The sequence below is a fragment of the Nocardia otitidiscaviarum genome, from assembly GCF_007362295.1.
In the GTDB taxonomy this organism is placed as follows: Bacteria; Actinomycetota; Actinomycetes; order Mycobacteriales; family Mycobacteriaceae; genus Nocardia; species Nocardia otitidiscaviarum.
Genome location: NZ_CP041695.1, coordinates 3,651,190 through 3,677,634 on the forward strand (window position 1 = coordinate 3,651,190; position 26,445 = coordinate 3,677,634).

28 protein-coding genes are annotated in these 26,445 nt (G+C 68.1%); 9 read left to right on the forward strand and 19 right to left on the reverse strand.

Annotated features, from left to right (window positions below; translation table 11 throughout):
* Positions 1-12: 12 nt before the first annotated feature.
* Together FOH10_RS16170 and FOH10_RS16175 are read right to left on the reverse strand one after the other, a co-directional pair.
* Positions 13-1,308 (reverse strand): hypothetical protein, encoded by a 1,296-nt coding sequence (locus tag FOH10_RS16170; RefSeq protein ID WP_143981353.1) that lies wholly within the window; start codon positions 1,306-1,308, stop codon positions 13-15.
* Complete coding sequence (locus FOH10_RS16175; protein ID WP_143981354.1) at positions 1,308-1,997, reverse strand: hypothetical protein; 690 nt, start codon at positions 1,995-1,997, stop codon at positions 1,308-1,310. The genes FOH10_RS16170 and FOH10_RS16175 overlap by 1 nt, the downstream gene beginning before the upstream one ends.
* Before the next feature lie 274 nt (positions 1,998-2,271).
* Here FOH10_RS16175 and FOH10_RS16180 point away from each other — a divergent pair, with 274 nt between their 5' ends.
* The 4 genes from FOH10_RS16180 to FOH10_RS16195 all read left to right on the forward strand — a co-directional run bounded on the left by FOH10_RS16180 (position 2,272) and on the right by FOH10_RS16195 (position 6,335).
* Complete coding sequence (locus tag FOH10_RS16180; protein ID WP_143981355.1) at positions 2,272-2,607, forward strand: spore germination protein GerW family protein; 336 nt, start codon at positions 2,272-2,274, stop codon at positions 2,605-2,607.
* Between the two features lie 215 nt (positions 2,608-2,822).
* Positions 2,823-3,197, forward strand: a complete 375-nt coding sequence (locus tag FOH10_RS16185; protein ID WP_244962017.1) for a nitroreductase/quinone reductase family protein — start codon at positions 2,823-2,825, stop codon at positions 3,195-3,197.
* Between the two features lie 254 nt (positions 3,198-3,451).
* Positions 3,452-5,491: a TerD family protein gene (locus FOH10_RS16190; protein WP_186000862.1), complete on the forward strand. Its 2,040-nt coding sequence runs from the start codon at positions 3,452-3,454 to the stop codon at positions 5,489-5,491.
* A 79-nt stretch (positions 5,492-5,570) separates the two neighbouring features.
* The gene (locus FOH10_RS16195) at positions 5,571-6,335 is read left to right on the forward strand and encodes an SDR family oxidoreductase (protein WP_143981357.1); all 765 of its coding nucleotides are present in this window, start codon (positions 5,571-5,573) and stop codon (positions 6,333-6,335) included.
* A gap of 30 nt (positions 6,336-6,365) precedes the next feature.
* On the opposite strand, the gene FOH10_RS16200 is transcribed toward FOH10_RS16195, so the two are convergent.
* From FOH10_RS16200 to FOH10_RS16220, 5 genes are all read right to left on the reverse strand, one after another.
* Positions 6,366-7,643, reverse strand: a complete 1,278-nt coding sequence (locus FOH10_RS16200; protein WP_143981358.1) for an RNA polymerase sigma factor — start codon at positions 7,641-7,643, stop codon at positions 6,366-6,368.
* 11 nt (positions 7,644-7,654) lie between these two features.
* Positions 7,655-8,074: a YciI family protein gene (locus FOH10_RS16205; RefSeq protein ID WP_143981359.1), complete on the reverse strand. Its 420-nt coding sequence runs from the start codon at positions 8,072-8,074 to the stop codon at positions 7,655-7,657.
* A 106-nt stretch (positions 8,075-8,180) separates the two neighbouring features.
* A complete protein-coding gene (locus FOH10_RS16210; protein ID WP_143981360.1) occupies positions 8,181-9,359 on the reverse strand; it encodes an NADH:flavin oxidoreductase in 1,179 nt (392 codons plus the stop codon).
* On the reverse strand, positions 9,356-9,925 hold the full coding sequence (locus FOH10_RS16215; protein WP_143981361.1) for a TetR/AcrR family transcriptional regulator: 570 nt from the start codon (positions 9,923-9,925) through the stop codon (positions 9,356-9,358). The genes FOH10_RS16210 and FOH10_RS16215 overlap by 4 nt, the downstream gene beginning before the upstream one ends.
* A gap of 62 nt (positions 9,926-9,987) precedes the next feature.
* On the reverse strand, positions 9,988-10,926 hold the full coding sequence (locus tag FOH10_RS16220) for a hypothetical protein (protein ID WP_143981362.1): 939 nt from the start codon (positions 10,924-10,926) through the stop codon (positions 9,988-9,990).
* A 102-nt stretch (positions 10,927-11,028) separates the two neighbouring features.
* Here FOH10_RS16220 and FOH10_RS16225 point away from each other — a divergent pair, with 102 nt between their 5' ends.
* From FOH10_RS16225 to FOH10_RS16240, 4 genes are all read left to right on the forward strand, one after another.
* Positions 11,029-12,120, forward strand: a complete 1,092-nt coding sequence (locus FOH10_RS16225) for a lycopene cyclase family protein (RefSeq protein ID WP_143981363.1) — start codon at positions 11,029-11,031, stop codon at positions 12,118-12,120.
* 139 nt (positions 12,121-12,259) lie between these two features.
* A complete protein-coding gene (gene ku / locus FOH10_RS16230; RefSeq protein WP_186000863.1) occupies positions 12,260-13,168 on the forward strand; it encodes a non-homologous end joining protein Ku in 909 nt (302 codons plus the stop codon).
* A 76-nt stretch (positions 13,169-13,244) separates the two neighbouring features.
* A complete protein-coding gene (locus tag FOH10_RS16235) occupies positions 13,245-13,799 on the forward strand; it encodes a GNAT family N-acetyltransferase (protein WP_039814827.1) in 555 nt (184 codons plus the stop codon).
* A gap of 118 nt (positions 13,800-13,917) precedes the next feature.
* Entirely contained in the window at positions 13,918-14,400 is a 483-nt protein-coding gene (locus FOH10_RS16240; RefSeq protein ID WP_143981365.1) for a hypothetical protein, read from the forward strand.
* Positions 14,401-14,611: 211 nt separating this feature from the next.
* Here FOH10_RS16240 and FOH10_RS16245 read toward each other — a convergent pair whose 3' ends face one another.
* The 4 genes from FOH10_RS16245 to FOH10_RS16260 form a co-directional block, all read right to left on the reverse strand.
* Complete coding sequence (locus tag FOH10_RS16245) at positions 14,612-15,232, reverse strand: hypothetical protein (protein WP_143981366.1); 621 nt, start codon at positions 15,230-15,232, stop codon at positions 14,612-14,614.
* A 161-nt stretch (positions 15,233-15,393) separates the two neighbouring features.
* The gene (locus FOH10_RS16250; RefSeq protein WP_143981367.1) at positions 15,394-15,843 is read right to left on the reverse strand and encodes a DUF4189 domain-containing protein; all 450 of its coding nucleotides are present in this window, start codon (positions 15,841-15,843) and stop codon (positions 15,394-15,396) included.
* Positions 15,844-15,935: 92 nt separating this feature from the next.
* The gene (gene lexA, locus FOH10_RS16255) at positions 15,936-16,601 is read right to left on the reverse strand and encodes a transcriptional repressor LexA (protein WP_143981368.1); all 666 of its coding nucleotides are present in this window, start codon (positions 16,599-16,601) and stop codon (positions 15,936-15,938) included.
* 28 nt (positions 16,602-16,629) lie between these two features.
* Entirely contained in the window at positions 16,630-17,367 is a 738-nt protein-coding gene (locus FOH10_RS16260; RefSeq protein ID WP_244962018.1) for a sigma 54 modulation/S30EA ribosomal C-terminal domain-containing protein, read from the reverse strand.
* A 235-nt stretch (positions 17,368-17,602) separates the two neighbouring features.
* Between FOH10_RS16260 and FOH10_RS16265 the strand changes: the two genes are divergently transcribed.
* A complete protein-coding gene (locus FOH10_RS16265) occupies positions 17,603-19,342 on the forward strand; it encodes a sensor histidine kinase (protein WP_143981370.1) in 1,740 nt (579 codons plus the stop codon).
* A gap of 9 nt (positions 19,343-19,351) precedes the next feature.
* On the opposite strand, the gene FOH10_RS34840 is transcribed toward FOH10_RS16265, so the two are convergent.
* The 8 genes from FOH10_RS34840 to FOH10_RS16300 all read right to left on the reverse strand — a co-directional run bounded on the left by FOH10_RS34840 (position 19,352) and on the right by FOH10_RS16300 (position 26,221).
* Positions 19,352-19,705 (reverse strand): hypothetical protein, encoded by a 354-nt coding sequence (locus FOH10_RS34840; RefSeq protein ID WP_186000864.1) that lies wholly within the window; start codon positions 19,703-19,705, stop codon positions 19,352-19,354.
* 105 nt (positions 19,706-19,810) lie between these two features.
* Positions 19,811-20,185, reverse strand: a complete 375-nt coding sequence (locus FOH10_RS16270) for a metal-sulfur cluster assembly factor (RefSeq protein WP_143981371.1) — start codon at positions 20,183-20,185, stop codon at positions 19,811-19,813.
* A gap of 2 nt (positions 20,186-20,187) precedes the next feature.
* A complete protein-coding gene (gene sufU / locus FOH10_RS16275) occupies positions 20,188-20,661 on the reverse strand; it encodes a Fe-S cluster assembly sulfur transfer protein SufU (RefSeq protein WP_029924662.1) in 474 nt (157 codons plus the stop codon).
* Positions 20,662-20,664: 3 nt separating this feature from the next.
* Entirely contained in the window at positions 20,665-21,966 is a 1,302-nt protein-coding gene (locus tag FOH10_RS16280) for a cysteine desulfurase (protein ID WP_143981372.1), read from the reverse strand.
* Between the two features lie 5 nt (positions 21,967-21,971).
* Positions 21,972-22,739, reverse strand: a complete 768-nt coding sequence (sufC, locus tag FOH10_RS16285; protein WP_143981373.1) for a Fe-S cluster assembly ATPase SufC — start codon at positions 22,737-22,739, stop codon at positions 21,972-21,974.
* A gap of 37 nt (positions 22,740-22,776) precedes the next feature.
* Entirely contained in the window at positions 22,777-23,955 is a 1,179-nt protein-coding gene (gene sufD / locus FOH10_RS16290; RefSeq protein ID WP_143981374.1) for a Fe-S cluster assembly protein SufD, read from the reverse strand.
* A complete protein-coding gene (gene sufB, locus FOH10_RS16295) occupies positions 23,955-25,391 on the reverse strand; it encodes a Fe-S cluster assembly protein SufB (protein ID WP_143981375.1) in 1,437 nt (478 codons plus the stop codon). Before sufB ends, sufD begins: the two co-directional genes overlap by 1 nt.
* Positions 25,388-26,221: a helix-turn-helix transcriptional regulator gene (locus tag FOH10_RS16300; protein WP_143981376.1), complete on the reverse strand. Its 834-nt coding sequence runs from the start codon at positions 26,219-26,221 to the stop codon at positions 25,388-25,390. Before FOH10_RS16300 ends, sufB begins: the two co-directional genes overlap by 4 nt.
* Between the last annotated feature and the right edge of the window lie 224 nt (positions 26,222-26,445).

Here is a 26,445-nt window from a genome sequence, read left to right on the forward strand (position 1 = left end):
ACGTCGCTCCGGCTATCGGGGGTTCTCGGCGGCTTTGGCGACGCGCTCCGACATCGCCGCCGCCCACGGCGCACCCTCTTGTTCGAATCGTCGTGCCAGTACTCGCCAGCGGCCGGGATCGAGGGGGTCGACGACGAGAGCCTGTGTAGGTGACAGGTGTGCCAGCACAGCCTGCGGCGGATTCAGCAGTGTGGCGGTGCGCCATCCGGGATACCGCCAGGACGGCGGCAGCTCACCGTCATGTTCCAGCAGCAACCGTGGCACCACCATGCGCTCGTGCGCGAATCGGTCGCCGGTGCTGTCGCCCTTACGACGGAACACCTCCGCCTTCGAGCGTTGGTGCGCGACGACTCGGGACATGTCCACTGTGCCGTCGAGCCGCAGCATCGCGCAGAGGACGGCGTAGTCGGCGTCGAGTTCGGCGAGTTGACCGCGAACGGCACGTGCGCCGAGCGGAATACGATCGGAAATCCATTGCAGCACATACAGTGTGCACTGAATGACGCCAACCGACCGGGTCAGGGCAATGAACCACCCGTCGATATCGGAGGCCCCGCGCGCGTCCGCCAGTCGCAACCATGGACGCTGGATGAGGCCGGTCAGTGCCGCCGATGCCGATCTGGAGACGCGGGCGGGCCGGTCGGGCTCGGTGAGCGGCGAGTGCGCCCAGTCGTTCCTGGTCGCCGGCACCTGACCGCCGAAGTAGCGGCGAACCAGATCCTCCGGAGTGTCGGTATCACGTATCGCCCACAGCAGCAACGTGAGCGCTCGCGCCGCCCCGCGAGCGTCGCGGCACAAGCCGCTCTCCACCAGGTCGACAACATAATCCGTTGCGGTGGTGAGACTTCCGCACTTCCAAGCATGATGCAGCGCGGCTCGCTGTAAGCGCGCCGACTCCAACACATAGCTGTCGCCGTCGGACTGCCGGCTCGACCCCGAGTTCCGGCGCACCTCGGTGTGTGCCTCCCAGCGCACGAAAAGGTCGAGAAGCCAGTCCGACGGCGGGTACTGCGGGCGCTCGGACAGGTAGCCACTCAGTTCGATGTCGGATGAACCGCCGACCGCGTGGTGCAGGAACGGTGTCCACATAGCGGTGAACCGCAGACCGGTCGCCTGCTCGAGGCCCTGGGCGAAGGAATAGACGACACTGTGCCGCGAGCGCCGCGCCGTCACCCTGTCGGCGGCGTTCGGCGTCACCGCCTCGAACGCACTGACGAGCAATGCCTCTTTCATCAGAAAGGCGAGAACCTCCGCGAGGGTGTCCAACCCCCGGACACCGCGATCGACCGTGAACCCGATCGGGATCATCACAGCACCCCGAGCCCGCCGACCACCCCGACGATGTCACCACCGTTTCGCCGTGCCGCCTGAAATCCCTTGAGCAGCCATTCCCGAATGGGGCGCGCGCTGGTGCGCTCGTACTCCAGTCCCGCTTGGGTCCAGTGCACACCGAGAGCGTCCAGGAACTTTCGCGGCTTGGTGTGTTGGGCCATCTCCTCGATATCGGCGAAAACCGTGCGCAGATGGCTGCGGACCGCGTCCGAGTCCTCCTGGGGCAGGGGCAGAAACACGCCATCGGTCGATTCGGCGAAGTCGCCGAACACGACCAGCCCCGGTGGGCGCGGCACGCGTCGCCCGCCGTCGAACAGCGTCCGCAGCAACTCGTACGATGGATTCACCCCGCGCTGGATCTCTCCCCACCCACCGGTGACGCTGCCCGAGACCGGAACCACGATCGGCGCGGGCTGGTGCCAGGTGAACATGACCAGAATGTCCGGCCCGCTGTCGTCGGCGAGCGTGCACCCCTGTACATAATCGGCGACCGGCCGGTCCGCAGCCGGATCGAATGCCAGGAAGCACACGGTCGAGTAGTCCCTGCGCAGCCGCGCCAGGTTCTCCGCTTCCAGCAGACTGGACAGCTGTCGGACATTCCCTCCGTCGAAGCGGGCGTCGGAGGTCGCCTCCTCCAGGATGGCCTGCACCGAGATCACCAGCACAGCGAGAACAGTAGCGATACCGGTGGCTCCGCGCGGTCTTTCGGCCAGCTGGTCGCCAATCGGCCCACCCGGTTCGGCGGCCTCGAGATCGGGTCACGCTCAGCGGTAAGCCCTGGGACGGAACGATTCTCACTTCCACCGTCTCGATCGGGCGAGGCTCCGGATGACCACGCTGGGGTCTTTCGCGCACCTTTGCGGGTCCATCGGCCCCTGTTCCGGATACCGGACCGGCCGAGACTGGGAGGTGCCCGACACCTATCACGGAGGCAACATCATGAAGGTCGAAGAACTCCTCGCGGCCGCGAAGGACAACGCCACGGTGAAGCGCGTCTACGCCGAACCGGTCGAGCGGGACGGAATCACGGTGATCGCGGCCGCCGCGGTCTCCGGCGGCGCAGGCGGCGGTGGCGGCCACGACAAGGAGGGGCAGGAAGGCTCCGGCGGCGGCTACGGCATCGGAGCCAAACCGGTCGGCGCGTTCGTGCTGCAGGACGGTCAGTTGCGCTGGCAACCTGCCGTCGACGTCAATCGGGTGATCACCGTCGCCGGATTCGTCATCGCCGTCGCGATGATCATCGGTGCGCGCATCGCCAGAGCGCACGAACGCTAAGTGTTCAAGGACGTTCGCCGGGTTGTCGTCCGACGAGACGGCAGCCCGCCGCGTCCGTGATCACTCCGGAGTCGAGTACGCCGCACCGTGCTACCGTGGCGACGAGTCCGCCGTACGGGGTTGCGATGCGAAGCTACAGCGATTATCTGCGTTGGTTGTACCGAACCGGCCGACCGAATTGGTTTGCCCGAGTACAGAACCGAGCCTCGGCGTGGGTGTTCGCGCTCGGCATCGCCCCGCGCAGGGTAGCCGCGCTCGGCATCGTGGGACGGCGCAGCGGACGGCTTATCTGGTTTCCGATCGTCCTGACCGAGGTCGACGGCGAACGGTATGTGGTGTCGATGCTCGGTCCGAACGTCAACTGGGTGCGCAATCTGGCCGCGGCCCACGGCCGGGCGGTACTGCGCCACGGCCGCCGCGAGGACGTCCGACTGACGGAAGTGGAACCGGCGCACAGACCTCCCATCCTGCGGCGCTATGTCCAGATAGCGCCGGGCGCGCGCCCGCACATCCCGGTCGGGCGCGACGCGCCTCTCACGGACTGGCAGCGCATCGCCGCGGATTACCCGGTCTTCCGGATCACGCGGTAGGACAGCCCGGCGTCATCCGCGCCGCGCCGACTGCGCCGATCGGGCAGATCCGCGCTCGCGGCGTCCAGGGTTGGCCTTGGCGGGCTGGGCGGTCGGTGACAGTCATCGAATCCCCTCACATTCGTCGTAGGCATCGTGCCGATTCCGGCGGTGCACAGCACGCCGTATTCCTGTGGTGACCAAAGGAATATGAGCGAGATGCCACCACCATCATCAGCCAGCGCACCGACAAGGGGGGCTGTTGCACGGGATCGGTGACAAATCGAGCCACGTCAGGCAGATACGAGGGCTCGAGGCGCCCCGGTGCAATATCTTCGCCCCACCCGACCGACACACGTGATCGCTGCGCAGTTGGTGTGTTCACACGAGAGAAAGGTTGGATCGCTGTGTCCGCTCCGAGGCTGGGCAAGGGACAGAATCAGCCGTTGCCACCGCATACGCGCCGCATCACGGTCGCTATCGGATGGACCGATCCGCACATCGATGTCGATGCCTCGGCCCTGCTGCTCGGCAGTGGCGGGAAAGTCGGTGCCGACAGCGATTTCATCTTCTTCAACCAGCCCGCCTCGCCGGACGGTACGGTGCGTTTCCTCGGCATCACCCCTACCGACGACGACAGTGTGCAGGCACGAATCTCGATCGACCTGGCGAGGCTGTCGGACTCCGTTGCCTCCATCGCCGTGGTCGCCAGCCTCGAATCCCGTCGTTTCACCGAACTCGGCGATCTGACCCTCACCTTCGCCGATGAACACAACCGCGTGCTGGCCGAGTACATCACCAGCGATGCGACCACCGAGACAGCCCTGTTCTGCGGCGAGGTCTACCGCCGTGGCGACGGCTGGAAGATCCGTGCGGTCGGGCAGGGCTGGGACTCCGGGCTCGCCGGTCTGGCAACGGATTTCGGCGTGAACATCGACGACGACATCGACCACGAGCGTACCGACGAGACCGTGCGACACGAGGTCGGTGATCGATACCGGCTGTGGACCCAGGCCAGGACATTCTGCGATTACGAACTCACCATCGAGCCCCCGCTTCTGCCCGCTCTTCGTAGCCTGTTCCCACAGGACTTCCTGACAGACGGCGAAGAGCTGCGACCGATCGTCGAGCTCGTTCCCGAGCCCGACGGCGACCGAGGCGAATGGGCGGTATCGGTTCGGGCGGACGGCCGCACGGTCGGGTACCTGAACGACGAGGATGCTCCACGTTGGGCAGGTGTGCTGAGACGTATCGTCTCCTCGGGTTTCGTGCCGACCACCACCAGCCGGATTTGGGCCCGAGAATACGACGGATTCGATGGCATCGAGTTCAGCGCCTACATGCACATCGCGCTGGGAGACCCGGACGAGGCGCTACCTCTCAACGAGCCGCCCGCGGTGCCGTACACGATGCTGCCCCGATCGTCGATCATTCAGGTCACCAAGGAAGACGACCACTTCGATGTCCTCCGAAAGTACGTCCCGGACAAGGGATACGGCCTGCTGTTCGCCACCCTCCACGAGAACACGGCCGCCACGAACAAAGCCAAACCCCATGTCGAGGTTCGTCTCGACGAGAAACGGATCGGTCAGCTGACCCCGCAGATGAGCCAGCGCTTCCTGCCGATGCTTCGACATCTGAACCAACGGGCTCTGGTCGCGGCCTGCTGGGCCGACATCACCGGCTCGGCGGTGGCGGCCAAAGTCCGGATCGATGCCGTCAAAGCCAACGAAGCGACCGACGATGTGCTGAACGGGCCTCCGGCCACCATCCCGATCCTCCGAGCCACCATGCCGGATCCGTACGACTACGACCTCACCGCGCTACGACCGAAACTCCAGCCACTGCCACCCATCCCGCCACCACCGCCGCCACCCATCCCGGCAGAACCCGCCGACGGATCGGTCGTTCGCTTCACCAAGGGACGCCGCTACAACTACATCGCGGTCCGCCGCGGCAACCGGTGGGAAACCACCGCCACACAAGATTGGGGCGTGATCGACGAGGTCATGTCGTGGCCCCGCCTGGCCGCACGCGTCCGCGAATTCGAGATCGCGACAGCATGGGAACCGATCAAACCCCACGGCGACCACCGCACACGCGAATACCTGGCTGTCGTCCGATTCACGATCCACCGACAGTACATCGCAGCCATCAACATCCGCACCGACGGGCGACCCGACGGAGACTGGTACACCACGATCACCGACGACGCGGAGCAGAACCTGCCGTTCGGCGACTACGCCGAATGGTCGGACATCGCCGCCAGCGGTCAACACCTGCAATTGGCCACCGCATGGGCTCCCCTCTCCTGACACTGTGGTGCTCCCGACAAGTGCGTCAGAGTCAGGGCAGACTCGACGCGTATCTGTGACTGAAGTAGCGTGCCGTCACATGAGTGATGATCTGAAGGGCAAAGGCGCGCTGGTCAGTGGGGCGAGCCGGGGTATCGGGCATGCGGTGGCGGCGGAGTTGTTGTCGCGGGGGGCCAGTGTGCTGATCACCGCACGTAAGCCGGAACCGCTCGAGCAGGCCGCCGAGCAGTTGCGGGCGTTGGGACATCCGGGGAAGGTGCTCGCGGTGGCGGGGAATTCCGGGGATGCGGGGGCGCGGGCGGAGCAGGTGGCCGCGGCGGTGGCCGAGTTCGGGTCGTTGGACATTCTGGTCAACAACACGGGGATCAATCCGGTGTACGGCGCGCTCATGGATGCCGATCTGGATGCCGTGCGCAAGATCTTCGACGTGAATGTCGTGGCGGCGCTGGGTTATGTCCAGGAGGCGTACAGGGCGTGGATGCGGGACAACGGTGGCGCGGTGGTGAACCTGGCCAGTGTGGCCGGGATTCGCTCCACCGGGGTGATCGCGGCCTACGGTGCGTCCAAGGCGGCGCTCATCCGGCTCACCGAGGAGTTGGCGTGGCAGTTGGGGCCGCGTATTCGGGTGAACGCGGTCGCGCCGGGGGTGGTGAAGACGAAGTTCGCGGACGCGCTCTACTCGGCCGATGAGGAGGCTGCCGCCAACGTGTACCCGATGAAGCGGCTCGGTAAGCCGGAGGATGTGGCGGCGCTGGTGGCGTTCCTGGTGTCGGATCAGGCGTCGTGGATCACCGGTGAGACCGTGCGCGTGGACGGCGGGCTGCTGTCCACGGGCGGGATCTGAGGGTTCGCCTCCCCCCAGCAGGGCGGCGGATCAAACCAGTTCGGCGAGTTTGCGTTCCAGCACCGCCCGCTCACGGTCGTTGCCGCACAGTCGAATCGCGTCCTTGTACTCGGTGCGCGCTTCGGCGGTGCGGCCCAGGCGGGCGAGGAGTTCGGCGCGCACGGTCGGCAACAGGTGCGAGGCGGAAAGACTTCCGCTCGAAGCCAATCGATCGACGATCGGGAGGGCGGCGGCGGGGCCGTGCGCCATGGATACCGCGACCGCGCGGTTGAGGTCGACGATGGGGGCCGGGCGCAGGCGGCCCAGCGCCTCGTAGAGCACCACGATGCGCTCCCAGTCGGTCTCCTCGACCGAGGGGGCGACGGCGTGGCATTCGGCGATGGCGGCTTGCAGGCCGAAAGCGCCCAGGCCCCTGCCGATCTCGGCGGCGCGGGCCAGGGCGGCCTGGCCGCGGCGGATGGCTGACCGGTCCCAGCGGCGGCGGTCCTGGTGTTCGAGCAGGATCGGTTCGCCGTCGGGTCCGGTGCGGGCCGGGAAGCGCGCCGCGGTGAGTTCGAGCAGGGCCAGCAGGCCGTGGGTTTCGGGTTCGGTGGGTACCAGCCGGGCCAGCACCCGTGCGAGACGCCGTGCCTCACTGGCCAGATCGAGTCGGATGAGGTCGTCACCGGAGCTGGCCGACGAGCCCTCGGTGAAGATCACGTAGACCACCGATAGCACCGAGACGAGGCGTTCCGCCCGTTTGTCGGCGGGCGGCACCTCGAACGGAACCCGCGCCGCCGCAAGGGTTTTCTTGGCGCGGGTGATGCGTGCCTGCACGGTGGCGGTGGGGACCAGGAACGCCTTCGCGATCTCGTCGCTGGTGAGCCCGCCGACCACCCGCAGCGTGAGGGCCACCCGGGCTTCCGCCGACAGCACCGGATGACAGGCGGTGAACATGAGCGCCAGCACGTCGTCGTCGATCTGATCGGGATCCCACGGCATATCCGGTTCCGAGTCCACGGGGGTCGCGCCCGCGACGATCCCGCCCTCCCCGAGCCCGTGGGCGAGGTCGGCGTATCGATCGTCGAGGGCAGCGCGGCGGCGGAAGGTGTCGATCGCGCGCCGACGGCCGACGGTGAGCAGCCAGCCTGCCGGATTGCGTGGTGCCCCGTCGCGCGGCCAGCTCACCAGCGCCTCGGCCAGCGCCTCCTGCGCGAGATCCTCGGCCAGCGCGAAATCCCCGGTGTAGCGGGCGAGCGCGCCGACGATCCGGGCGGATTCGATCCGCCAGACCGCGGCGACGCTCTCCCGGCTCGCGACCTCACTCATGCGCTCGGACGTCAGAGCTGACCGGTCTCTTCGCGCCAGGCCCGCTCCCGCTTGACCCACTCGTTGTCCTGCGGGAATTCGTCGATGCTGGGCACGCGGCGGATCTCGGTCTTGATGCCCGGACCGGTCATGGGCATCCGCTTGGCCCATTCGACGGCCTCCTGCTTGGAGGTCACGTTCAGGATGTAGTAGCCGCCGAACAGCTCCTTGGTCTCGCCGTACGGCCCGTCGGTGACCACGGGGGTCTCCGACGAGTAGTCCACGACCACGCTCTCCGCCGGATCGTCGAGCCCTTCGGCGGCGACCAGAACGCCCGCCCGGATGAGCTCGTCGTTGAAGCGGCCCATGGTCTCGAGCATCTCGTTGAAGTCGACGTCGGCGAACCGGGCGAAGCCTTCGTCGGTGGCGCGCATGATGAGCATGTACTTCATGGTTGTCTCCTCGGTGTCGCGGGTCCCTCTCGAACCCTCTCATCCCTAGGTCGAACGGGCGCGACATCGAATCGACACGGCCGCGAATTTTTCTCGCGAATTTTTTCTACAGCGCTGCCGGGCTGTCCAACCGCAGCACGCAGCGGGTGCCTGAGTAGATGGTCGGCATGCACTGATTGCAGTGGATACAGGCCGACCGCCGCGTCCGATCGGCCTCGATGCGGCGCACCAGATCGGGTTCCCGCAGCAGCGCCCGGCCCATGGCGACGAAGTCGAAGCCCTCCGCCATGGCCAACCGCATGGTGTCGTGGTTGGTGATGCCGCCGAGCAGGATCAGCGGCATGGTCAGCTCCCGCCGGAACTGACGGGCGCGGTCGAGCAGATACGCCTCCCGGTACGGGTATTCCCGCAGGAACCCTCGGCCGATGAGCCGGAATCCCCAGCGTGCCGGGGGCGGCAGCACCTGGGCGAACTCGTGGCGCGGTGCGTCGCCGTGGAAGTACAGCATGGGGTTGAGCAGGGAGCTGCCCGCGGTCAACTCCAGGGCGTCGAGCGCGCCGTCCTGTTCCAGCCAGGCCGCGACCCGCAGGGACTCGGGCAGCCGGAGACCGGCGCGCACCCCGTCCTCCATATTCAGTTTGGCGATGACGGCGAGCCGGTCGCCCACGGCGTCCCGTACCGCGCGGGCGATCTCGCGCGCGAGCCGAGCCCGATTGACGAGGGAGCCGCCGTAGCCGTCCCGGCGCCGGTTGAGCAGTGGGCTGAGGAAGGAGCTCACCAGATAGTTGTGGCCGAAATGGATTTCGATCGCGTCGAATCCGGCCTCCTCGGCGATCCGGGCCGCGGTGGCGTGTTCGGCGATGATGCCCCGGATCTCGGTGTCGTCCGGGACGTGCATGGGACGCATGCCGAGCGGACTGAACAGGCGGCTGGGCGCGAGTGCGGGCGCGCGATTGGAGGCGGCGTTGGCGACCGGCCCGGCGTGGCCGATCTGGGCGCTGGCCAGGGCACCGGCGGCGTGCACGGCGTCGGTGAGCCGCCGCAGCCCCGGTACCGCCTCGGGCCGCATCCAGATCTGATGCCGGTCGGTACGGCCGCCGGGTGCGGTGGCGCAGTAGGCGACGGTGGTGAGTCCGACTCCGCCCGCGGCCATTTCGCGGTGAAAGGCGATGAGTTCATCGGTGACGAGTGCGTCGGGGGTGCGGCCCTCGAAGGTCGCGGCCTTGATTACCCGGTTGCGCAGGGTGATCGGGCCGAGCCGGGCGGGTGCGAAGATCTCGGTCATGCCCGGCCGCCCGGTGATGTCAGCCCGGCGACGACGAAAGCGCGCAGGGCCGCCACGGATTCCGGCGATACGGTGGTGTCGGTGCCGAAGCGGCTGATGATGAGATCGAAGGCCAGTTTCCAGCGACGGCGACTGTCGGCCGGGGGGATTTCGGGTAGCAGGCCGACCCACGAATCCATGTGGAACCAATGGCGAGTCCACGTCATCGGATACCGGCCCAGTACCAGCTGCGCGAGCAGCCGCAGGTGCAGCCGCCCGACCGGATCGCCCGACAACTCCACGAACGGCGCGATGACCGCGTCCACCACCGTCGGCACCGAGGCGTGCTCGGTGTCCAGAGCGGTGAGCCGGTCGGCCCACAGCGGGCCGAGACGATCCTCGATGAGCGCGGCGACCAGGTTTTCCTTCGAACCGAAGTGGTAGTGCACGGCAGCGGGATTGGCCCCCGCCGCCGTGCAGATCCCGCGCACCGAGACATCCTCGTAGCGCTCGGTCAACAGCAGTTTCTCGGCGGCGGCCAGCAGCCGGTCGCGGGTAGCCGCCCGCGCGGATGTCTTCTCGACCATGGAAGAAGTGAAACACGTTCCATTCGTCGTTTCAATCATTGATTGAAACGCGTGCGGAGCGGCTAGCGCCAGAGCAGCGCGGCGGTGGTGTCGCTGTGGCGGTAGCGCAGGTACTTCTCCACGGTCTCGGTCGGCACGGCGGCGGTCGCGGTGGCGAAGGTGATCACCAGGAACTCCTTCTCACTGCCATTGCGCCACTTACCCGTCTCCCAGTGCTCGACGTACATGCCCGGACCGAGCCGCACATCGCCGTCGTCGAACTGGTCGACCGCCGCGGTCGCGGTGGCCGCATCACCCATGCCCAGGATCAGCTGCGTGAGGATGAGGTCGCCGCCCTCGGCCGACCAGGTCAGCTCCGCCGCGTACTCGCAGCCGAGATTGGTGAGCGTGCCGTTCTCCTCGATGGGAGCGCAACTGGTGTCGTCCTTGCCCTGCACCCACTGCGCCTGCAAGGCCACCTCGCCGAGCCGGAAGTTCCAGTCGCCGCCGTACTCGGTGTAGCTGAGTTTCGCGCCCGCCGCCGGTTTCGTGGTGGGGGCGGCGGTCGTGGTGGTGCGGGTCGTGGTGGTGGGGGCGGCGGAGGTCGTCGCCGTGGCGGTGGTCGTGGTGGCGGCGGCCTGCTTGTCGTCGTCCTTGCCGGTGACGACCACGACCGCGCCGATGACCAAGCCCAGCGCGGCCACCACGACCACCGCGAGGGTGATGAGCAGGCCGTTGTTCTTCTTGGGCGGCATCGGCTGATAGCCGGGCGGCTGGTAGCCCTGCTGGAAGTCGGGCTGCTGGTACCCGGCATGCGGATCGGGCTGCTGGTATCCCGGTTGTTGATAGCCCGGCTGCTGGTAACCCGGTTGCTGGTAATCCGGCTGCTGCCACCCCTGCTGCTCCCAGCCCGGCTGACTCGCCTGGGGTCCGGTCGGCGGCACCGGCTGCCCCCACCCGGCCGGGTCCTGTTGCGGTTGCTGGCCGTACCCGTACGGGTCCTGCCCAGGTGGGTATGTCATCGCGTTGCTCCTCCCCGATCACTGCTGACCTCGTGACCCTACCGAATCAGACAAAACGCGCCCGCACCGAACGCTCCGTGCGGACCGTGATGCAATCACCGGGTGAGCTGCGATCTCCTCGTCTGCGGGCTCGGCCCCGCCGGGCGAGCCCTCGCCCACCGGGCACTGACCCACGGGCTGTCGGTCACCGTGGTCGATCCGCATCCGGACCGGCGATGGACGGCCACCTACGCCGCCTGGGCCGACGAGCTGCCGCCCTGGCTGCCGTCCGCGGCCGTCGCGGCGACGGTCGCGAACCCAGCCGCCTGGGCGCTGCGCCGCGTCGACCTGCACCGCGCCTACACCGTGTTCGACACGACGGCCCTGCAACACTGCCTGGACCTGACCGGGGCGGAGATCGTCGCCGACAGCGTCGTGGAAATCCTTCCCGCCCATCGTGATCGGCCCGAGGGCGTCCGGCTCGCCTCGGGCTCGGTCCGCACCGCCGGACGCGTCATCGACGCCCGCGGGCTCACCCGCTCCCCCGCTCGCGCCGAGCAGACCGCCTTCGGCGTGGTGGTCGAACGCGATCCGGAATTCGACACCCTGTTCATGGACTGGCGTCCGGACAATGGCGCGGATGCGGCGGCACCGCGGTCGTTCCTCTACGCGATCCCGCTGAACGAGCACAGCATGCTGCTCGAGGAAACCTGCCTGGCGGGCCGCCCCGCCCTCGACACCGCCGAACTCCGCACCCGGCTGCACCACCGCTTGCGTTCGCGGGGCATCACCGTCGGCGTGGACGTGCCGGTCGAGCGGGTCCGGTTTCCCGTTCAGGGGGGTAGACCGAGCCGCCGTGGCTTCGGCGCGGCCGGTGCGCTCATCCACCCCGCCACCGGGTACAGCGTCGCCACCGCCCTGCGTACCGCCGACGACCTGGCCGTTGGGCACTCGCTCTGGTCGCCATCGGCGCGGGCGGTCCATGCCCTGCGGCTGGCGGGCCTGCGCGCCCTGCTCGCCCTCCCCGCGCAGGATGTGCCCGTATTCTTCGATGCCTTCTTCGCGCTGCCGCCACACCTGCGGCGCGCGTACCTCTCCGGTCGCGACGACCTGCCCGGCACAACCGCGGCCATGTCATGGTTGTTCGCCAACCTTCCGTGGCGGCTGCGGCGCACCCTGGTGAGCGCGACGATCGGCACTCGTCCGCCACGCTGATGCCGTGCGCACCCGGCTGTGCCGGTGCGGCGCGCCCGCTGTGCTGATGCGGCCGAGCGCAACCCGCCGACCTGCCGTCTCCCCAGGTCGGCGGCGATTCGCTGAGACAGCGAATCGGACCGAACGTACAGTGGAGGCCATGCGGTCTATCTGGAAGGGCTCGATCGCGTTCGGACTGGTCAATGTACCGGTGAAGGTCTACACCGCGACCGAGGACCACGATATTCGGTTCCACCAGGTCCACGCGGCCGACGGTGGGCGAATCAAGTACGACCGGGTGTGCACCGTGTGCGGGAAATCGGTGGCCTTCGCCGATATCGACAAGGCGTATGAATCGCCCGAGGGCGATCGCGTGATTCTCACCGACGAGGACTTCGCGAAACTGCCGGTGGCCGAGAAGCACGAGATTCCGGTCCTGCAATTCGTGCCGTCCGAACAGATCGATCCGATCCTGTACGAGAAGAGCTACTATCTCGAACCCGATTCCAGTACGCCGAAAGCCTATGTGCTGCTGGCCAAGACCCTGGAGGACGTGAATCGGGTCGCGCTGGTGCACTTCACGCTGCGGCAGAAGACCCGCCTGGCCGCGCTGCGCGTGCACGACGGCGTGCTGCTGCTGCAAACGCTGCTGTGGCCCGACGAGGTGCGTTCGGTGGAATTCGAATCCCTCGACGGGGTGGCCGAACCGAAGAAACAGGAACTGTCCATGGCGGAGACGCTGGTGGACACCATGTCCGACGATTTCGATCCGAGCCTCTACACCGACGAATACCAGATCGAATTGAAGCGCATGCTGGACGAGGCCATCGCCAGCGGCAGCAGCAAGGTCACCCGCGCTCCGGAACCGGCCGAGCCGGAGATGGACGCCGAGGTGGTCGATCTGGTGGCGGCGCTGCAACGCAGCCTCGAGGCGTCCGGGCAGAAGCCCGCCAAGAAGGCCACGCCCGCCAAGAAGACGGCCGCCAAGGCCGAGAAGAAGCCCGCGAAGAAGGCCCCCGCCAAGGCCGCCAAGAAGACCGCGAGCAAGCAGACGCGCAAGGGCGCGTGACCCGGCCCCGCGCCGCTCGCCCGCGTCTACCAGCGCGATTCGATACTCACCGGCACACCCCTGGCAAACTAGCGGTATGGAATCCGACATAGCCATCGTCCCGATGGGACTCGGCCATCTGCGCCAGGTCATCGACCTCGGCTACCAGGTGTTCGACACCTCCGCCAAGCCCTACACCTCCTGGTCGCTCACCTCGGTGGCCGAGCATCTCGACAGCGCGGGGCGCTCCTGCTGGGTGGCGGTGGATTCGGATCGGGTGGTCGGATTCGTGCTGGCCTCCATGGAGTTCGAGCTACGCGACGACTGGGCCTACCTGGAGTGGATCGCGGTCGCGCCGGACATGCAGGGGCGCGGGGTGGCGGGACGGCTCATGACCGCCTGCTGCGACACGCTGTTCAAGCACGGCGCGCGGCGCATCGTCACCGATGTGGAGAACCACAACACCGCCTCGGCGAACATGATGCGCAAGAACGGCTTCACCGAGGGCACCACGGTCACCCTGTTCGTCCGCCCCAATCCGGACGACGACGCGGGCGACGACCAGATCACGCTGGGCCCCGGAACCAAACGCGACCTCATCCGGCGCGGCCGCATCACCGGCGACGGCAGGCACGGCCGTCCGAAGGGCTGACCGGGTCGACATCCAGCGCGTCGCGGTCGACCGCGCGGACCTCCGCGAGCGGTGTCTCGCACGAGGGTGCCTTCGTCGATCGTCCGAATCTGTCGGCCCCCTCCCCTACGGTGTCGGCATGACCGTCGCGGACCCGACCATGCTCGCCATCACCGACGCGGTAACCCTTGGGCGTCAAGGGGATACCGCCCGCGCCCGGGAGGCGCTCACCGCACTCTGGGAGACGGTGGGCGTCACCGGCGACGCCCTGCACCGCTGCACCATCGCCCACTACCTGGCCGATCTGCACGAGCACGCCGCCGACGCGCTCACCTGGGACGTACGCGCCCTGGACGCGGCCGCCTCGCTCACCGACGAACGCGCCCAACAGGAGCACTCGGCCCTCACCGTGCGCGGCTTCTACCCGTCGCTGCACCTGAACCTCGCCGACAACTACCGCCGCCTGGGCGCATTCGACACCGCGCACACCCACCTGGACGCGGCCCGCGCCCGCCTCGACGCCCTGGACGACGACGGTTACGGCGCGGGGGTACGCGCGGGCATCTCCCATGTGGAGACCGCCCTGGCCGAGGGATCCACCGAACGCCTACCCACACACTGACACCGACGACTCGCCTCACGGCCGATATATCCGGCCGACCGGGGCGGCGCGAGTGGGCCGTAGTTGACGTGACCGGTGCGGCGTGGCCGTTTACCGCGTGACCGGTGCAGGCGCGACCCGGGTACCGGCACGGCTGTGGCGGCGCGATCGGTGCGGGGCGCGGCGGATACAGGCGCGCTCGCCTGGCACGGGCACGACCGGTCGCGGCGGCTCAGTTCTCCGCCGCGCGCGCCCGGCCCTCGTGGAAGAAGTCGAGCAGCCCCGCCACGGTGCCGACCTCGTCGCGCGGGCGCATGGCGCCGAAGGGCGCGTTCCAGAATTCGCCCCGGCGGCGGGTCCACGGTCCGACATACGCGTAGGGCCAGGGGTTGTCCCAGTCGCCCGGTGACACCCCGTAGTTCACCTCGTCGATGGCGACGGACAGATCGAAGTGTTCCGGCCACAGCACCGGCTGTTCGGCGGCGAAGCGGCGTAGTGCGGTATCGCCGATGGCGAACCAGTCGTGCACGGTCGCGGCCGCGCCGGAATCGAGACTGAACGGCTCGTCGGGGTCCATATTGGTGCCGTCGCTGTAGAGACCGTCCGGCGGCCCGTCCGGTTCGAATCCGGCGGCCGCGGCCAATTCGCGGTAGGTGCCGTGCAGCGCGGCGCGGCCCCGCGGCCAGACCAGATCGGTGCCCGTCACCGAGACCGGCCATTTGATTCCGGTGAACCCACCCAGCACGATGCGCATTCGAATGGTGCCGAAGCGCCGATACTGCGGTCCCGCGATCAGCAGTTCCGCGGCCGCGTGCAACGCGAATCGGGTGTCCTCGTAGGTGATGTCGTCCACCTCGAAATCATCGCCGGGGCACCGTGGGTGAGGCGGGGAATTCGGCCGGCGGACACGCCGATCACTGCCGGTTGCCCTCCCCCGATTCCGCCCGGGAAAGCGAAACGCCGCGCCCTTCCGAAAGATCCGGAAGACCGCGGCGTTCGCTTGTTATTGCTGTCTCACCTGGCGTTATCGGTGCAGGCGGAGAGGATCACCTTCGCCTGCCGCGGCGACGCCGAACCCGCATCCGGGAACGACGGCGCACTTTGACCGAGCACATCGATGGCGGCCTGCTCGGCCTCCACCTTGGTCGCCGCCCACGCCCAGCCGAAACGGGTGTCGGCGCCCTGGGACACCGCACCGCAGGCATTGGCGAAGTGCACGACGACCTCGCAGTCGCCACCGCCGCATTCGGCGATCGCGGCCGTGTCCGCGGCACCGTAACTGCCGTAGTTCACCGCGTAGGCGACGTTTCCGGTGCTCTTGGACAGCGCCAGGGCGCCGTACAGATCACCGGCGGTGGCGGTGAAACCGCCATCGACCGCCGACGCGGGACCCGCGGCGACGACGCCGAGCGTCGCCATCGACGAGACAGCGAGACCCAAACAGGTCTTGCGCAGCAACGACATTCACTTCTCCCCGTGAAGAAAGGCAATAACGGGTGGAATCTTTGCCGAGACCAACCGTTATGTCCAGTTGGCTGGTAGTGCGAACAGCAGGGTCAAACCCGCCGCATTACCGAGACGACCTTACCCAGGATCACGGCCTCGTCGCCGTCGATCACCTGGTAGGCCGGATTACGGGGTTCCAGATAGACGTGCCCGCCGGTGCGTCGATACACCTTGACAGTGGCCTCACCGTCGATCATCGCCGCCACGATCTCGCCATTGTGCGCCTCGTGCTGTTTACGGACCACGACGATATCGCCGTCGCAGATGGCGGCGTCGACCATGGAATCGCCGCGCACGCGCAGCCCGAACACGGTTCCGCGCCCGACCAGTTCACGCGGCAGCGAGAGCACGTCGTCGGTGTGCTCCTCGGCCAGGATCGGCGTACCCGCGGCGATGTCTCCGACCACCGGCACCGGCACCTGCTGTTCGGACTCCGCGCGGCGCTGCGGCGCGGCGTGCAGGAACATGCGCACGTCGATGGGCCGCGACATGGTGTCGCTGCGGCGCAGGAACCCCTTCTCCTCCAGCGCGTTCAGATGCTTGGACACCGTGGAGGAGGACTTCAGCCCGACCTCGTCGCCGATCTGGCGGGTATTGGGCGGATACCCGTGCCGCACCACCCAGTCCCGGATCACGGCGAGGATGTGGTGCTGGCGCGGCGGTAGCGTCGAGGTGTCGAGATGCTCGAACGCGTCGGAGTAGTCGTATCCGGTCACCGGGGCATCCTAATGGCCCGCCACCGCGCTACCGGGCGATCACCACGCCCACATCCCCGTCGTAGCGGCGGTAGAGCAGCCGCCCGCGCCGATCGGCGATATCGGTGCAGAACAGGAACGGCAGCCCGTAGCGGCACAGCCGCGCCGCCGCCTGATGCTCGGCGAGCACCGGCACCCGATGCGGATTCATGGTCAGGGGCAGCTCGTCCATGCCGCGCGGCGGCCGCAGCCGCCACTGCCGGGCGAAGCGCACGCCGCGCGGCCCGGCCCAGTACACGATCGCGTCCTCACCGGTTTCGGCGTCGGTGAACAGGTGGGCGTCGTAGTCCATGGCGTCCATGGTCGCGATCGCCGCGGCCGCGTCGCAGGTCCGCACATCGACCGTCTTACGCCGGGTGACCGGCCGGTCGCCGGTGACGCCCGCGAGCACGGCCCGCCGCCGATCCGGCATATGGCGCGCCACCGACCGCTCGGCCCGCCGCAGTTGCAGATCCAACCGCTCGGCGGCGAAGGTCAGCGCCCAGCCACCGGACCCGTCGATCTGGGTGCGCACCTCACCGTGCCCGGTGCGCACATTCGTCTGCACGGTCGTCACACCGGCACCCGGCCGTTCGACCATCCGCACCCGCGCCGTTTCGTGAACATGGTGCCGCCGCAGAACCTGTCCGATCATCCGCTCCGCCCGGACGATCTCGGCGAGCGACACCTCCCCCACCGCACTCACCACCACCTGCGCATCCCCGACCACCACTGCGTGTGCCTCCACTGGACGACGACCACCTTCCCCTGAGCTGTGAACCGGTTGGGCGTACCCATGCCACCACCGCGGCATCGTGGCTCCTAGGGCCGAAGGTCCCCTCCGGTCCTTTCTCGCGACGCGCACGGCGGATCCGGTCACAAGATCGAATACCGCGCCACGCCAGCGAAATCCGACACGCGCAGGTGATCCGGCATCGACCGAGCTACTGACAGATCCCGAACGCGGGAGGACAATATGCCGCATGTCACACGACCCGGACGCGGTCGGCGGCGATCGCACGCGCGTCCTCGAAGCCCTGTCCCAGTTGCGATTACGCGAACTCCTGGCGGGTGTGCAGGACAGGATAACCCAACTGGTCGGTGTGCACGAGCGGATGGACCGACTCATCGACGCCATGCTCGTCATCACCGCAGGACTCGATCTCGACGACACCCTCCGCTCCATCGTCCACACCGCCATCGAACTCGTGGACGCCCGCTACGGCGCGCTCGGCGTGCGCGAGACACGCGGATACACCCATCCCCTCTCGGAATTCGTCTACGAGGGCATCGACGATCGCACCCGGGTGCTCATCGGCGACCTGCCACACGGCGGCGGCGTCCTGGGCCTGCTCATCGAACAGCCCGAACCGATACGGCTGGCCGATCTCTCGGACCATCCGGCGTCGATCGGCTTCCCGGAACACCACCCGCCGATGCGAACCTTCCTCGGCGTTCCGGTGAAGGTGCGCGACGAGGTGTTCGGCAGCCTCTACCTCACCGAGAAGGCCGGTGGGCTGGAATTCACCGAGGACGACGAGGTGGTGGTGCGGGCGCTGGCCGCCGCCGCGGGGATCGCGGTCGAGAACGCCCGCCTCTACGAGGAATCCCGCATCCGCCAAACCTGGTTGGAATCCATCCGCGACGTGGCGACCGAACTGCTGGGCGGCGGCGAACCGGCCGAGGTGCTGGAGCTGATCGCGGAACGGGCCATGACCCTCGCCGGAGCGGTGTGCGCCTTCCTGGCGCTGCCCGAGGACCTGGAATCGCCCGATCAGGAGGTGGAAGAGCTGATCGTGGCGGCGGGTACCGGTACCACCGCGGCAGGCATTCTGGGCCGTCGAATTCCGGTGGAGGGCTCGCACACGGGCTCGGTGTTCCGCACCGCGGAGTCGAAGGTGACACAGGGGCTGGCCTTCAACGCGTTCACCGATATCCTGCCCGCATTCGGCCCGGTGCTGCTGCTGCCATTGCAAGCCCGCAAATCGATGCTGGGCGTGCTGGCGGTCTGCCGGAGCCCCGAAGCGCCGGAATTCGATACGCCCACCCAGGCGATGATGGCGGTGTTCGCCGGTCAAGCCGCCTTGGCACTGCGTTTGGCCGACACCCAGTTCCGTATGCGGGAGCTGGACGTGCTCTCCGAACGCGACCGCATCGCCCGCAGCCTGCACGACCGGGTGATCCAACGGCTGTTCGCCACCGGCCTGGTCCTACAGGGCACCGCGCAGCGCATCCGCACCCCCGAGATCCGCACCCGCCTCGGCCGCACCCTCGACGATCTGCAATCCATCGTGCAGGACATCCGGCAATCCATCTTCGACCTGCACGAGCCCGAAACCGGTTCGGCGCGCCTGCATCAGCGCCTGCACGATCTCATCGCCGAGATGACCGCCGAGGCCGACCTGCGCACCACGGTGCACGTCTCCGGACCGCTGTCGGTGCTGCCGATCCCCCTGGCCGACGATGTGGAATCGGTACTGCGCGAAGCACTCAGCAATGTGGTGCGGCACGCCGAAGCCCACAGCGTGCACATCAATATCGCCATCGACGACGAGATCAGCATCGAGGTGACCGACGACGGCGTCGGACTGCCGTCGGATCTGCCCCGCCGCAGCGGCCTGTCCAATCTGGATGTGCGCGCCGATCGCACCAACGGCCGCTTCGACATCGGTCCGGCGGGTGACCGGGGCACGGTCCTGCGCTGGGCCGCACCCCTGGCCTGACCCGGCGGGTCAGAACAGGGCCAGCAGCAGCGTCCCGATCAGCGCGCATCCTCCGGCCGACAGCAGGGTCAGTGGGAGCAGCGGCCACAGGCCCGCGGTGGTGCGTCGGGCGAGCAGGTATCCGGCTCCGGCTCCGCAGGCGGCCAGCACGAAGCCGCCGCCGGAGACGAGGTAGAAGACGCTCGCGAAGGCCGCGTTGAGGGCCTCGCCGCCGCCTTCGGCGTAGCCGTCGAACGGGATGGGGAAGCGGAAGGCCAGCGCCGTCAGCGCGGCCGTGAACGGTGCGGTGAGAACGGCGGCGAGCGCACCCCACAGCATGACGGCCAGCAACGGGATCAGCGGGGTGTCGACGCGCTCTGTCACTCGCCCATCATGGCCCATGGGCCGAGCGGTACGGCGGGGCACCGACGACAACGGCCCGCCGATGACGTGATGTCGTCGGCAGGCCGCGTTCGGTCGAACTCAGTCCTAGACGGTGAAACCCAAGGCGCGCAACTGCTCCCGGCCGTCATCGGTGATCTTGTCCGGACCCCACGGCGGCATCCAGACCCAATTGATCTGGAGATCCTCCACCAGGCCGCTGCGGACCAGGGCATTGCGGGCCTGGTCCTCGATCACATCGGTGAGCGGGCACGCCGGGGACGTCAGCGTCATGTCGATCTTGGCGATGGACTCTTCGACCGTCAGGCCATACACCAGGCCGAGATCGACCACATTGATGCCGAGTTCGGGGTCGACCACATCGCGCATGGCCTCCTCGAGGTCCTCGAGGTGCTGTACTTCCTCGGGGGTCAGCTGAACCTCCGCCTCGGCGGTCGGGGCCTGCTGTTCGGTGTCGCTCATCTCTACTCCCCGTTACCCATCGACTTCGTGGCCTCCTGTGCGGAGGATATCCGCACCACCGCGTCCTTGAACGCCATCCAGCCCAGCAATGCGCATTTCACCCGCGCCGGGTACTTGGCGACGCCCGCGAAGGCGATGCCGTCGCCGATCACGTCCTCATCGCCCTCGACGGTGCCGCGACTGGTGATCATCTCGTCGAAGGATCCGACCACCTTCAGCGCCTGCTGCACGGGCAGGCCGATGACCTGGTCGGCCAGCACCGAGGTCGACGCCTGGCTGATGGAGCAGCCCTGGCCGTCGTAGGAGACGTCGGCGACGTCGCCCTTCTCGTCGATGTGTACGCGCAGCGTCACCTCGTCACCGCAGGTGGGGTTGACGTGGTGCACCTCCGCACCGAACGGCTCGCGAAGGCCGCGGTGGTGCGGGTGCTTGTAGTGGTCCAGGATGACTTCCTGGTACATCTGCTCCATGCGCATGGTTTATGCAACTCCGAAGAAGGTCTGGGCCTTCCGCACCGCGGCCACCAGCGTGTCCACCTCGTCGAGAGTGTTGTAGACGGCGAAGGAGGCCCGCGCGGTGGCGGCCACGCCGAAGCGGCGGTGCAGCGGCCAGGCGCAGTGATGGCCGACGCGGATGGCGACACCCTCGTCGTCCAGAATCTGGCCGACGTCGTGGGCGTGGACACCGTCCACCACGAAGGCCACCGCGCCACCGCGGTTCACGTTCTCGGTCGGTCCGATGATGCGGACGCCGTCCAGCTTACCCAGTCCGAGCAGGGCCGCCTCGGTGAGCGCGTGCTCGTGCGCCGCAACGGCTTCCATGCCGACCGCGTCGAGATACCGCACGGCCGCACCCAATCCGACGACCTGCGAGGTCATCGGCACGCCCGCCTCGAAGCGCTGCGGCGGCGGCGCGTAGGTGCTCTCCTCCATGAAGACGGTCTCGATCATGGAGCCGCCGGTGATGAACGGCGGTGTGTCGGCGAGGATCTCGCGCCGCCCGTACAGCACGCCCACGCCCGACGGGCCGAGCATCTTGTGCCCGGAGAAAGCCGCGTAGTCGATGCCCAACTCGCGGAAGTTCACCGGCATGTGCGGCACCGACTGGCAGGCGTCGAGCACCACCAGCGCGCCGACCGCCTTGGCCCGGCGCACCAGCTCCTCGACGGGCGCGACCGCACCGGTCACATTGGACTGGTGGGTGAAGGCGACCACCTTGGTGGCGGGCGACAGCTCCAGCGAATCGAGGTCGATGCGCCCGTCGTCGGTGACCCCGTACCACTTCAGCGTCGCCCCGGTGCGCCGCGCCAACTCCTGCCACGGCACCAGGTTCGCGTGGTGCTCGAGTTCGGTGATGACGATCTCGTCGCCCGGCCCCACCCGGTAGGGGAAGCGGTTGTCGGCGAAGGAGTAGGTGACCAGGTTCAGCGATTCGGTCGCGTTCTTGGTGAACACGATCTCGTCGGCGTCCACGCCCACGAAGCGGGCGATATCGGCGCGGGCGCCCTCGTAGGCGTCGGTGGCCTCCTCCGCCAGCTGATGAGCGCCACGATGCACGGCCGCATTGCGCTGGACCAGGAAGTCACGCTCCGCGTCCAGAACCGCCGTCGGCCGCTGCGCGGTCGCGCCCGAGTCCAGGTAGACCAGGGGTTTGCCGTCGCGCACCGTGCGGCTCAGGATCGGGAAGTCGGCCCGGATGCGGGCGACGTCCAGGGCCGCCACCTCGGCGAGCGGGGAATCGTGCGGCCCGGCGAGCCGGGAATCGTGCCCCGTGGCGGTCATGGGTATCAGGCTCCTACAGCAGCGGAGGTGAAGCGCACGTAGCCGTTGGCGTCGAGTTCCTCGGCCAGTTCCGGACCGCCCTCGGCGACGATGCGGCCGTTCACGAACACGTGCACGAAGTCCGGCTTGATGTAGCGCAGGATGCGGGTGTAGTGGGTGATCAGCAGGACGCCGCCGTCCTCGCGCTCCTTGTAGCGGTTCACGCCCTCGGAGACGATGCGCAGCGCGTCCACGTCCAGACCGGAGTCGGTCTCGTCCAGGATGGCGATCTTCGGCTTGAGCAGGCCCAGCTGCAGGATCTCGTGGCGCTTCTTCTCACCGCCGGAGAAGCCCTCGTTCACCGAACGCTCGCCGAAGGCCGGATCGATCTCCAGCTCGGCCATGTTCTCCTTGACTTCCTTGACCCAGGTGCGCAGCTTCGGGGCCTCGCCGCGCACGGCGGTGGCGGCGGTGCGCAGGAAGTTCGACATGGACACACCCGGAACCTCGACCGGGTACTGCATGGCCAGGAACAGGCCCGCGCGCGCCCGCTCGTCCACCGACATCTCCAGCACGTCCTCACCGTCGAGGGTGATGGAGCCGGAGGTCACCGTGTACTTGGGGTGACCGGCGATGGCGTAGGACAGCGTCGACTTGCCGGAGCCGTTGGGGCCCATGATGGCGTGGGTCTCACCCGAGCGGACGGTCAGGTTGACGCCGTTGAGGATCGTCTTGGCCTCGCCCTCGGGGGTGGTGACCTCGACGTGCAGGTCCTTGATTTCCAGGGTGGTCATCGAATTCGGATTCCTTTGCGGGGGTGGGAAGTTCGTCTTATACGCCGACAGCGGCGAGTTCGGCCTCGATGGCCGCCTCCAGCCGCTCCCGGACCTCGGGGACCGCGATCTTCTGGATGATCTCGTGGAAGAAGCCGCGCACCACCAGGCGTCGCGCCGTCTCCTCCGGAATGCCGCGAGCGCGCAGGTAGAACAGCTGCTCGTCGTCGAAACGGCCGGTGGCCGAGGCGTGTCCGGCGCCGACGATCTCGCCGGTCTCGATCTCCAGGTTCGGCACCGAGTCGGCGCGCGCGCCGTCGGTGAGCACCAGGTTGCGGTTCACCTCGTAGGTGTCGGTGCCCTCGGCGGCGGCGCGGATGAGCACATCGCCCACCCACACGGTGTGCGCGTCGGGCTTGGACGAGGCCGGATCGCCTTGCAGCGCACCCTTGTACTGCACATTCGACTTGCAGTTGGGCTGCGAGTGGTCGACCAGCAGGCGCTGTTCGAAGTGCTGGCCGTCGTCGGCGAAGTACAGGCCGAGCAGTTCGGCGTCGCCGCCGGGACCGTCGTAGCGCACATTCGCGGTGAGCCGCACCAGGTCGCCGCCGAGGGTGACATCGGTGTGGCGCAGGGTGGCGTCGCGACCCAGCCGGGGGTGGTGCGCGGTCGCGTGGATGGCGTCGTCGGCCCAGTCCTGGACCGCGACCACGGTCAGCCGGGCGCTGTCGCCGAGCACGAATTCCACGTTGTCGGCGTAGGTTCCGCTGCCCCGGTAGTCGAGCACCACGGTGGCGGCGGCGAAGTTGCCGAGCCGGATCTGCACGTGCCCGAAGTCGGTCTTGCCCGCGCCCGGACCGGTGACGGTCACGGTGACCGGTTCGGCCACTTCGGTTTCCGCGCCGACCGACACGACGGTGGCCTGGTCGAAGCCCGAGTACGCCTGCGCGGCGACCCGATCGGTGGGCACGCCGCCCTGGCCGAGGCGGCCGTCGGTGCGGTCCACGGTCTCCACCGTGACACCGGCGACCTCGCTCACCTCGACGGTGGCCGCGCCGTCGCGCACCGCGCTGCCGTCGTGCAGACCGCCCAGGCGGCGCAGTGGGGTGAAGCGCCACGCCTCGTCCTTGGCCGAGGGCACCTCGAAGGCGTCCACGTCGAAGGAGGCGAACACCTCACCCTTGTTGACGGCGGGGGGCCGTACTTCCGCGGCCTCCGCAACGTTCTCGACGGCCATCAGCCGACGGCTCCTTCCATCTGCAGCTCGATCAGGCGGTTCAGTTCCAGGGCGTACTCCATGGGGAGTTCCTTGGCGATGGGCTCCACGAAGCCGCGCACCACCATGGCCATCGCCTCGTCCTCGGTCAGACCGCGGCTCATCAGGTAGAACAGCTGATCCTCGGACACCTTGGAGACCGTGGCCTCGTGGCCCATGGTCACGTCGTCCTCGCGGATGTCGACGTAGGGGTAGGTGTCGGAGCGGGAGACGTTGTCCACCAGCAGCGCATCGCACTTCACGGTCGACTTGGACGCGTACGCGCCCTTGTTCACCTGCACCAGCCCGCGGTAGGAGGCGCGACCGCCGCCACGCGCCACCGACTTGGAGATGATGTTGGAGGAGGTGTGCGGCGCCAGGTGCAGCATCTTCGCGCCGGTGTCCTGGTGCTGGCCCTCGCCCGCGAAGGCGATGGAGAGCACCTCGCCCTTGGCGTGCTCACCGGTCATCCACACCGCCGGGTACTTCATGGTGACCTTGGAGCCGATATTGCCGTCGACCCACTCCATGGTCGCGCCCGCCTCGGCCTTGGCCCGCTTGGTGACCAGGTTGTAGACGTTGTTCGACCAGTTCTGGATGGTGGTGTAGCGGCAGCGGCCGCCCTTCTTCACGATGATCTCCACGACCGCGGAGTGCAGCGAATCCGAGCTGTAGATCGGCGCGGTGCAGCCCTCGACGTAGTGCACGTAGGCATCCTCGTCGACGATGATCAGCGTGCGCTCGAACTGGCCCATGTTCTCGGTGTTGATCCGGAAGTAGGCCTGCAGCGGAATGTCGACGTGCACGCCCGGCGGCACGTAGATGAACGAGCCGCCCGACCACACGGCCGAGTTCAGCGCGGAGAACTTGTTGTCACCGGAGGGGATCACCGAGCCGAAGTACTGCTGGAAGATCTCCGGGTGCTCGCGCAGGCCGGTGTCGGTGTCGAGGAAGATGACGCCCTGGGACTCCAGATCCTCACGGATGGAGTGGTAGACGACCTCGGACTCGTACTGCGCGGCGACACCGGCGACGAGACGCTGCTTCTCCGCCTCCGGGATGCCGAGCTTGTCGTAGGTGTTCTTGATGTCCTCGGGCAGGTCTTCCCAGGACGCGGCCTGCTTCTCGCTGGACCGCACGAAGTACTTGATGTTGTCGAAGTCGATGCCCTCGAGGTTGGAGCCCCAGTTCGGCATGGGCTTCTTGTCGAAGATGCGCAGGGCCTTGAGCCGGAAGTCGAGCATCCATTCGGGCTCGTTCTTCTTCGCCGAGATGTCGCGCACGACCTCCTCGGACAGGCCGCGCTTGGCACTGGCACCGGCGACATCCGTATCGGCCCAGCCGTAGCCGTACTTGCCCAGGGAGGCGATGGTCTCCTCCTGGGACAGCGGCTGCACCTGGTCGGTGGTCGTCGTCATTCGGCACTCCTTCCGGAGTCGTTCGTCGATGTCGTCGCGGGCTGTGCGACGGGTTTTCCAGCGGTATTCGGTGTGGCTCCGGCGGTGCCGGGAGTCAGCGCCCCGGCGGTGCCGGGAGTCAGCACGGTGAGGGGTACGTGGGTGGTGCAGGCGCAGTCGCCGTTGGCGATGGTGGCCAGCCGCTGCACATGGGTGCCCAGCAGTTCGCGGAACGCCTCCAGTTCGGCGGCGCACAGCTCCGGGAACTCCTCGGCCACGTGCGATACCGGGCAGTGGTGCTGGCAGATCTGCACGCCCGCGCCGACCTCCCGGGTGGACGCCGCGAATCCGGCGGCGGTGAACGCCTCCGCGATCTCGTCGGCCTTGGCGGCCGTCTCCTCCGGCGTGTGCCGGGCCAGACGGTCGATACCGGCGACGATGGTGCCGACCCGCTTGCGCGCGAAGTCGACGATGGCCTTGTCGCCGCCGATCTCCCGCAGCTGACGCATCGCGGCACCGGCGAGGTCATCGTAGGCATGTCCCAACCGGCCTCGGCCCTGGGCCGTCAGCTGGAACTGCTTGGCCGGACGGCCACGCCCCTTCTGCTGCCACGGCGCGGAGCGGGCGGCACGCGCCTCCCCCGACTCGATGAGGGCATCGAGGTGCCTGCGCACCCCCGCCGGGGTGAGACCGAGCCGCTTGCCGATGGCAGTCGCGGTGATCGGTCCTTCCTCGAGCAGCAGTTTCACGACGGCTTCGCGGGTGTGTCCTTCGCCTGCGGGTTCGGACACCGCAGCAGACCGGGCGCCCTGCTGGCGCCCGGTGCCTGCTTCCGCATTCCGCAAACCCATGGTTTTCACAACACCAGTGTGACGGAATTCCTTCCCGGGTTCTAGTAAGGGTCACCTGACTTGGAGGGGGTTGGGCGTGTGAACCTTCGCACACGGGAAAAGGGGGCGATCCGGCCGGGAATCGCGGCCACGCTCAGCCGACCGCGCATAGACCAAGATTGCGAGCAATTCGCCCGCGACCGCCGCTCCCGCCGCGAGCCCGTCACCGCGAGCGGATCGACGCC

Coding starts and splice junctions, on each gene's coding strand:
- sufC (WP_143981373.1), bottom strand. CDS start 22,739: ATGACCACCCTGGAAATCAAGGACCTGCACGTCGAGGTCACCACCCCC.
- FOH10_RS16300 (WP_143981376.1), bottom strand. CDS start 26,221: ATGGGTTTGCGGAATGCGGAAGCAGGCACCGGGCGCCAGCAGGGCGCC.
- FOH10_RS16270 (WP_143981371.1), bottom strand. CDS start 20,185: ATGAGCGACACCGAACAGCAGGCCCCGACCGCCGAGGCGGAGGTTCAG.
- FOH10_RS16180 (WP_143981355.1), top strand. CDS start 2,272: ATGAAGGTCGAAGAACTCCTCGCGGCCGCGAAGGACAACGCCACGGTG.
- FOH10_RS16235 (WP_039814827.1), top strand. CDS start 13,245: ATGGAATCCGACATAGCCATCGTCCCGATGGGACTCGGCCATCTGCGC.
- FOH10_RS16220 (WP_143981362.1), bottom strand. CDS start 10,926: ATGACATACCCACCTGGGCAGGACCCGTACGGGTACGGCCAGCAACCG.
- FOH10_RS16205 (WP_143981359.1), bottom strand. CDS start 8,074: ATGAAGTACATGCTCATCATGCGCGCCACCGACGAAGGCTTCGCCCGG.
- sufB (WP_143981375.1), bottom strand. CDS start 25,391: ATGACGACGACCACCGACCAGGTGCAGCCGCTGTCCCAGGAGGAGACC.
- FOH10_RS16215 (WP_143981361.1), bottom strand. CDS start 9,925: ATGGTCGAGAAGACATCCGCGCGGGCGGCTACCCGCGACCGGCTGCTG.
- FOH10_RS16170 (WP_143981353.1), bottom strand. CDS start 1,308: ATGATCCCGATCGGGTTCACGGTCGATCGCGGTGTCCGGGGGTTGGAC.
- FOH10_RS16200 (WP_143981358.1), bottom strand. CDS start 7,643: ATGAGTGAGGTCGCGAGCCGGGAGAGCGTCGCCGCGGTCTGGCGGATC.
- FOH10_RS16265 (WP_143981370.1), top strand. CDS start 17,603: ATGTCACACGACCCGGACGCGGTCGGCGGCGATCGCACGCGCGTCCTC.
- sufD (WP_143981374.1), bottom strand. CDS start 23,955: ATGGCCGTCGAGAACGTTGCGGAGGCCGCGGAAGTACGGCCCCCCGCC.
- FOH10_RS16250 (WP_143981367.1), bottom strand. CDS start 15,843: ATGTCGTTGCTGCGCAAGACCTGTTTGGGTCTCGCTGTCTCGTCGATG.
- FOH10_RS16195 (WP_143981357.1), top strand. CDS start 5,571: ATGAGTGATGATCTGAAGGGCAAAGGCGCGCTGGTCAGTGGGGCGAGC.
- sufU (WP_029924662.1), bottom strand. CDS start 20,661: ATGCGCATGGAGCAGATGTACCAGGAAGTCATCCTGGACCACTACAAG.
- ku (WP_186000863.1), top strand. CDS start 12,260: ATGCGGTCTATCTGGAAGGGCTCGATCGCGTTCGGACTGGTCAATGTA.
- FOH10_RS16280 (WP_143981372.1), bottom strand. CDS start 21,966: ATGACCGCCACGGGGCACGATTCCCGGCTCGCCGGGCCGCACGATTCC.
- FOH10_RS16210 (WP_143981360.1), bottom strand. CDS start 9,359: ATGACCGAGATCTTCGCACCCGCCCGGCTCGGCCCGATCACCCTGCGC.
- FOH10_RS16240 (WP_143981365.1), top strand. CDS start 13,918: ATGACCGTCGCGGACCCGACCATGCTCGCCATCACCGACGCGGTAACC.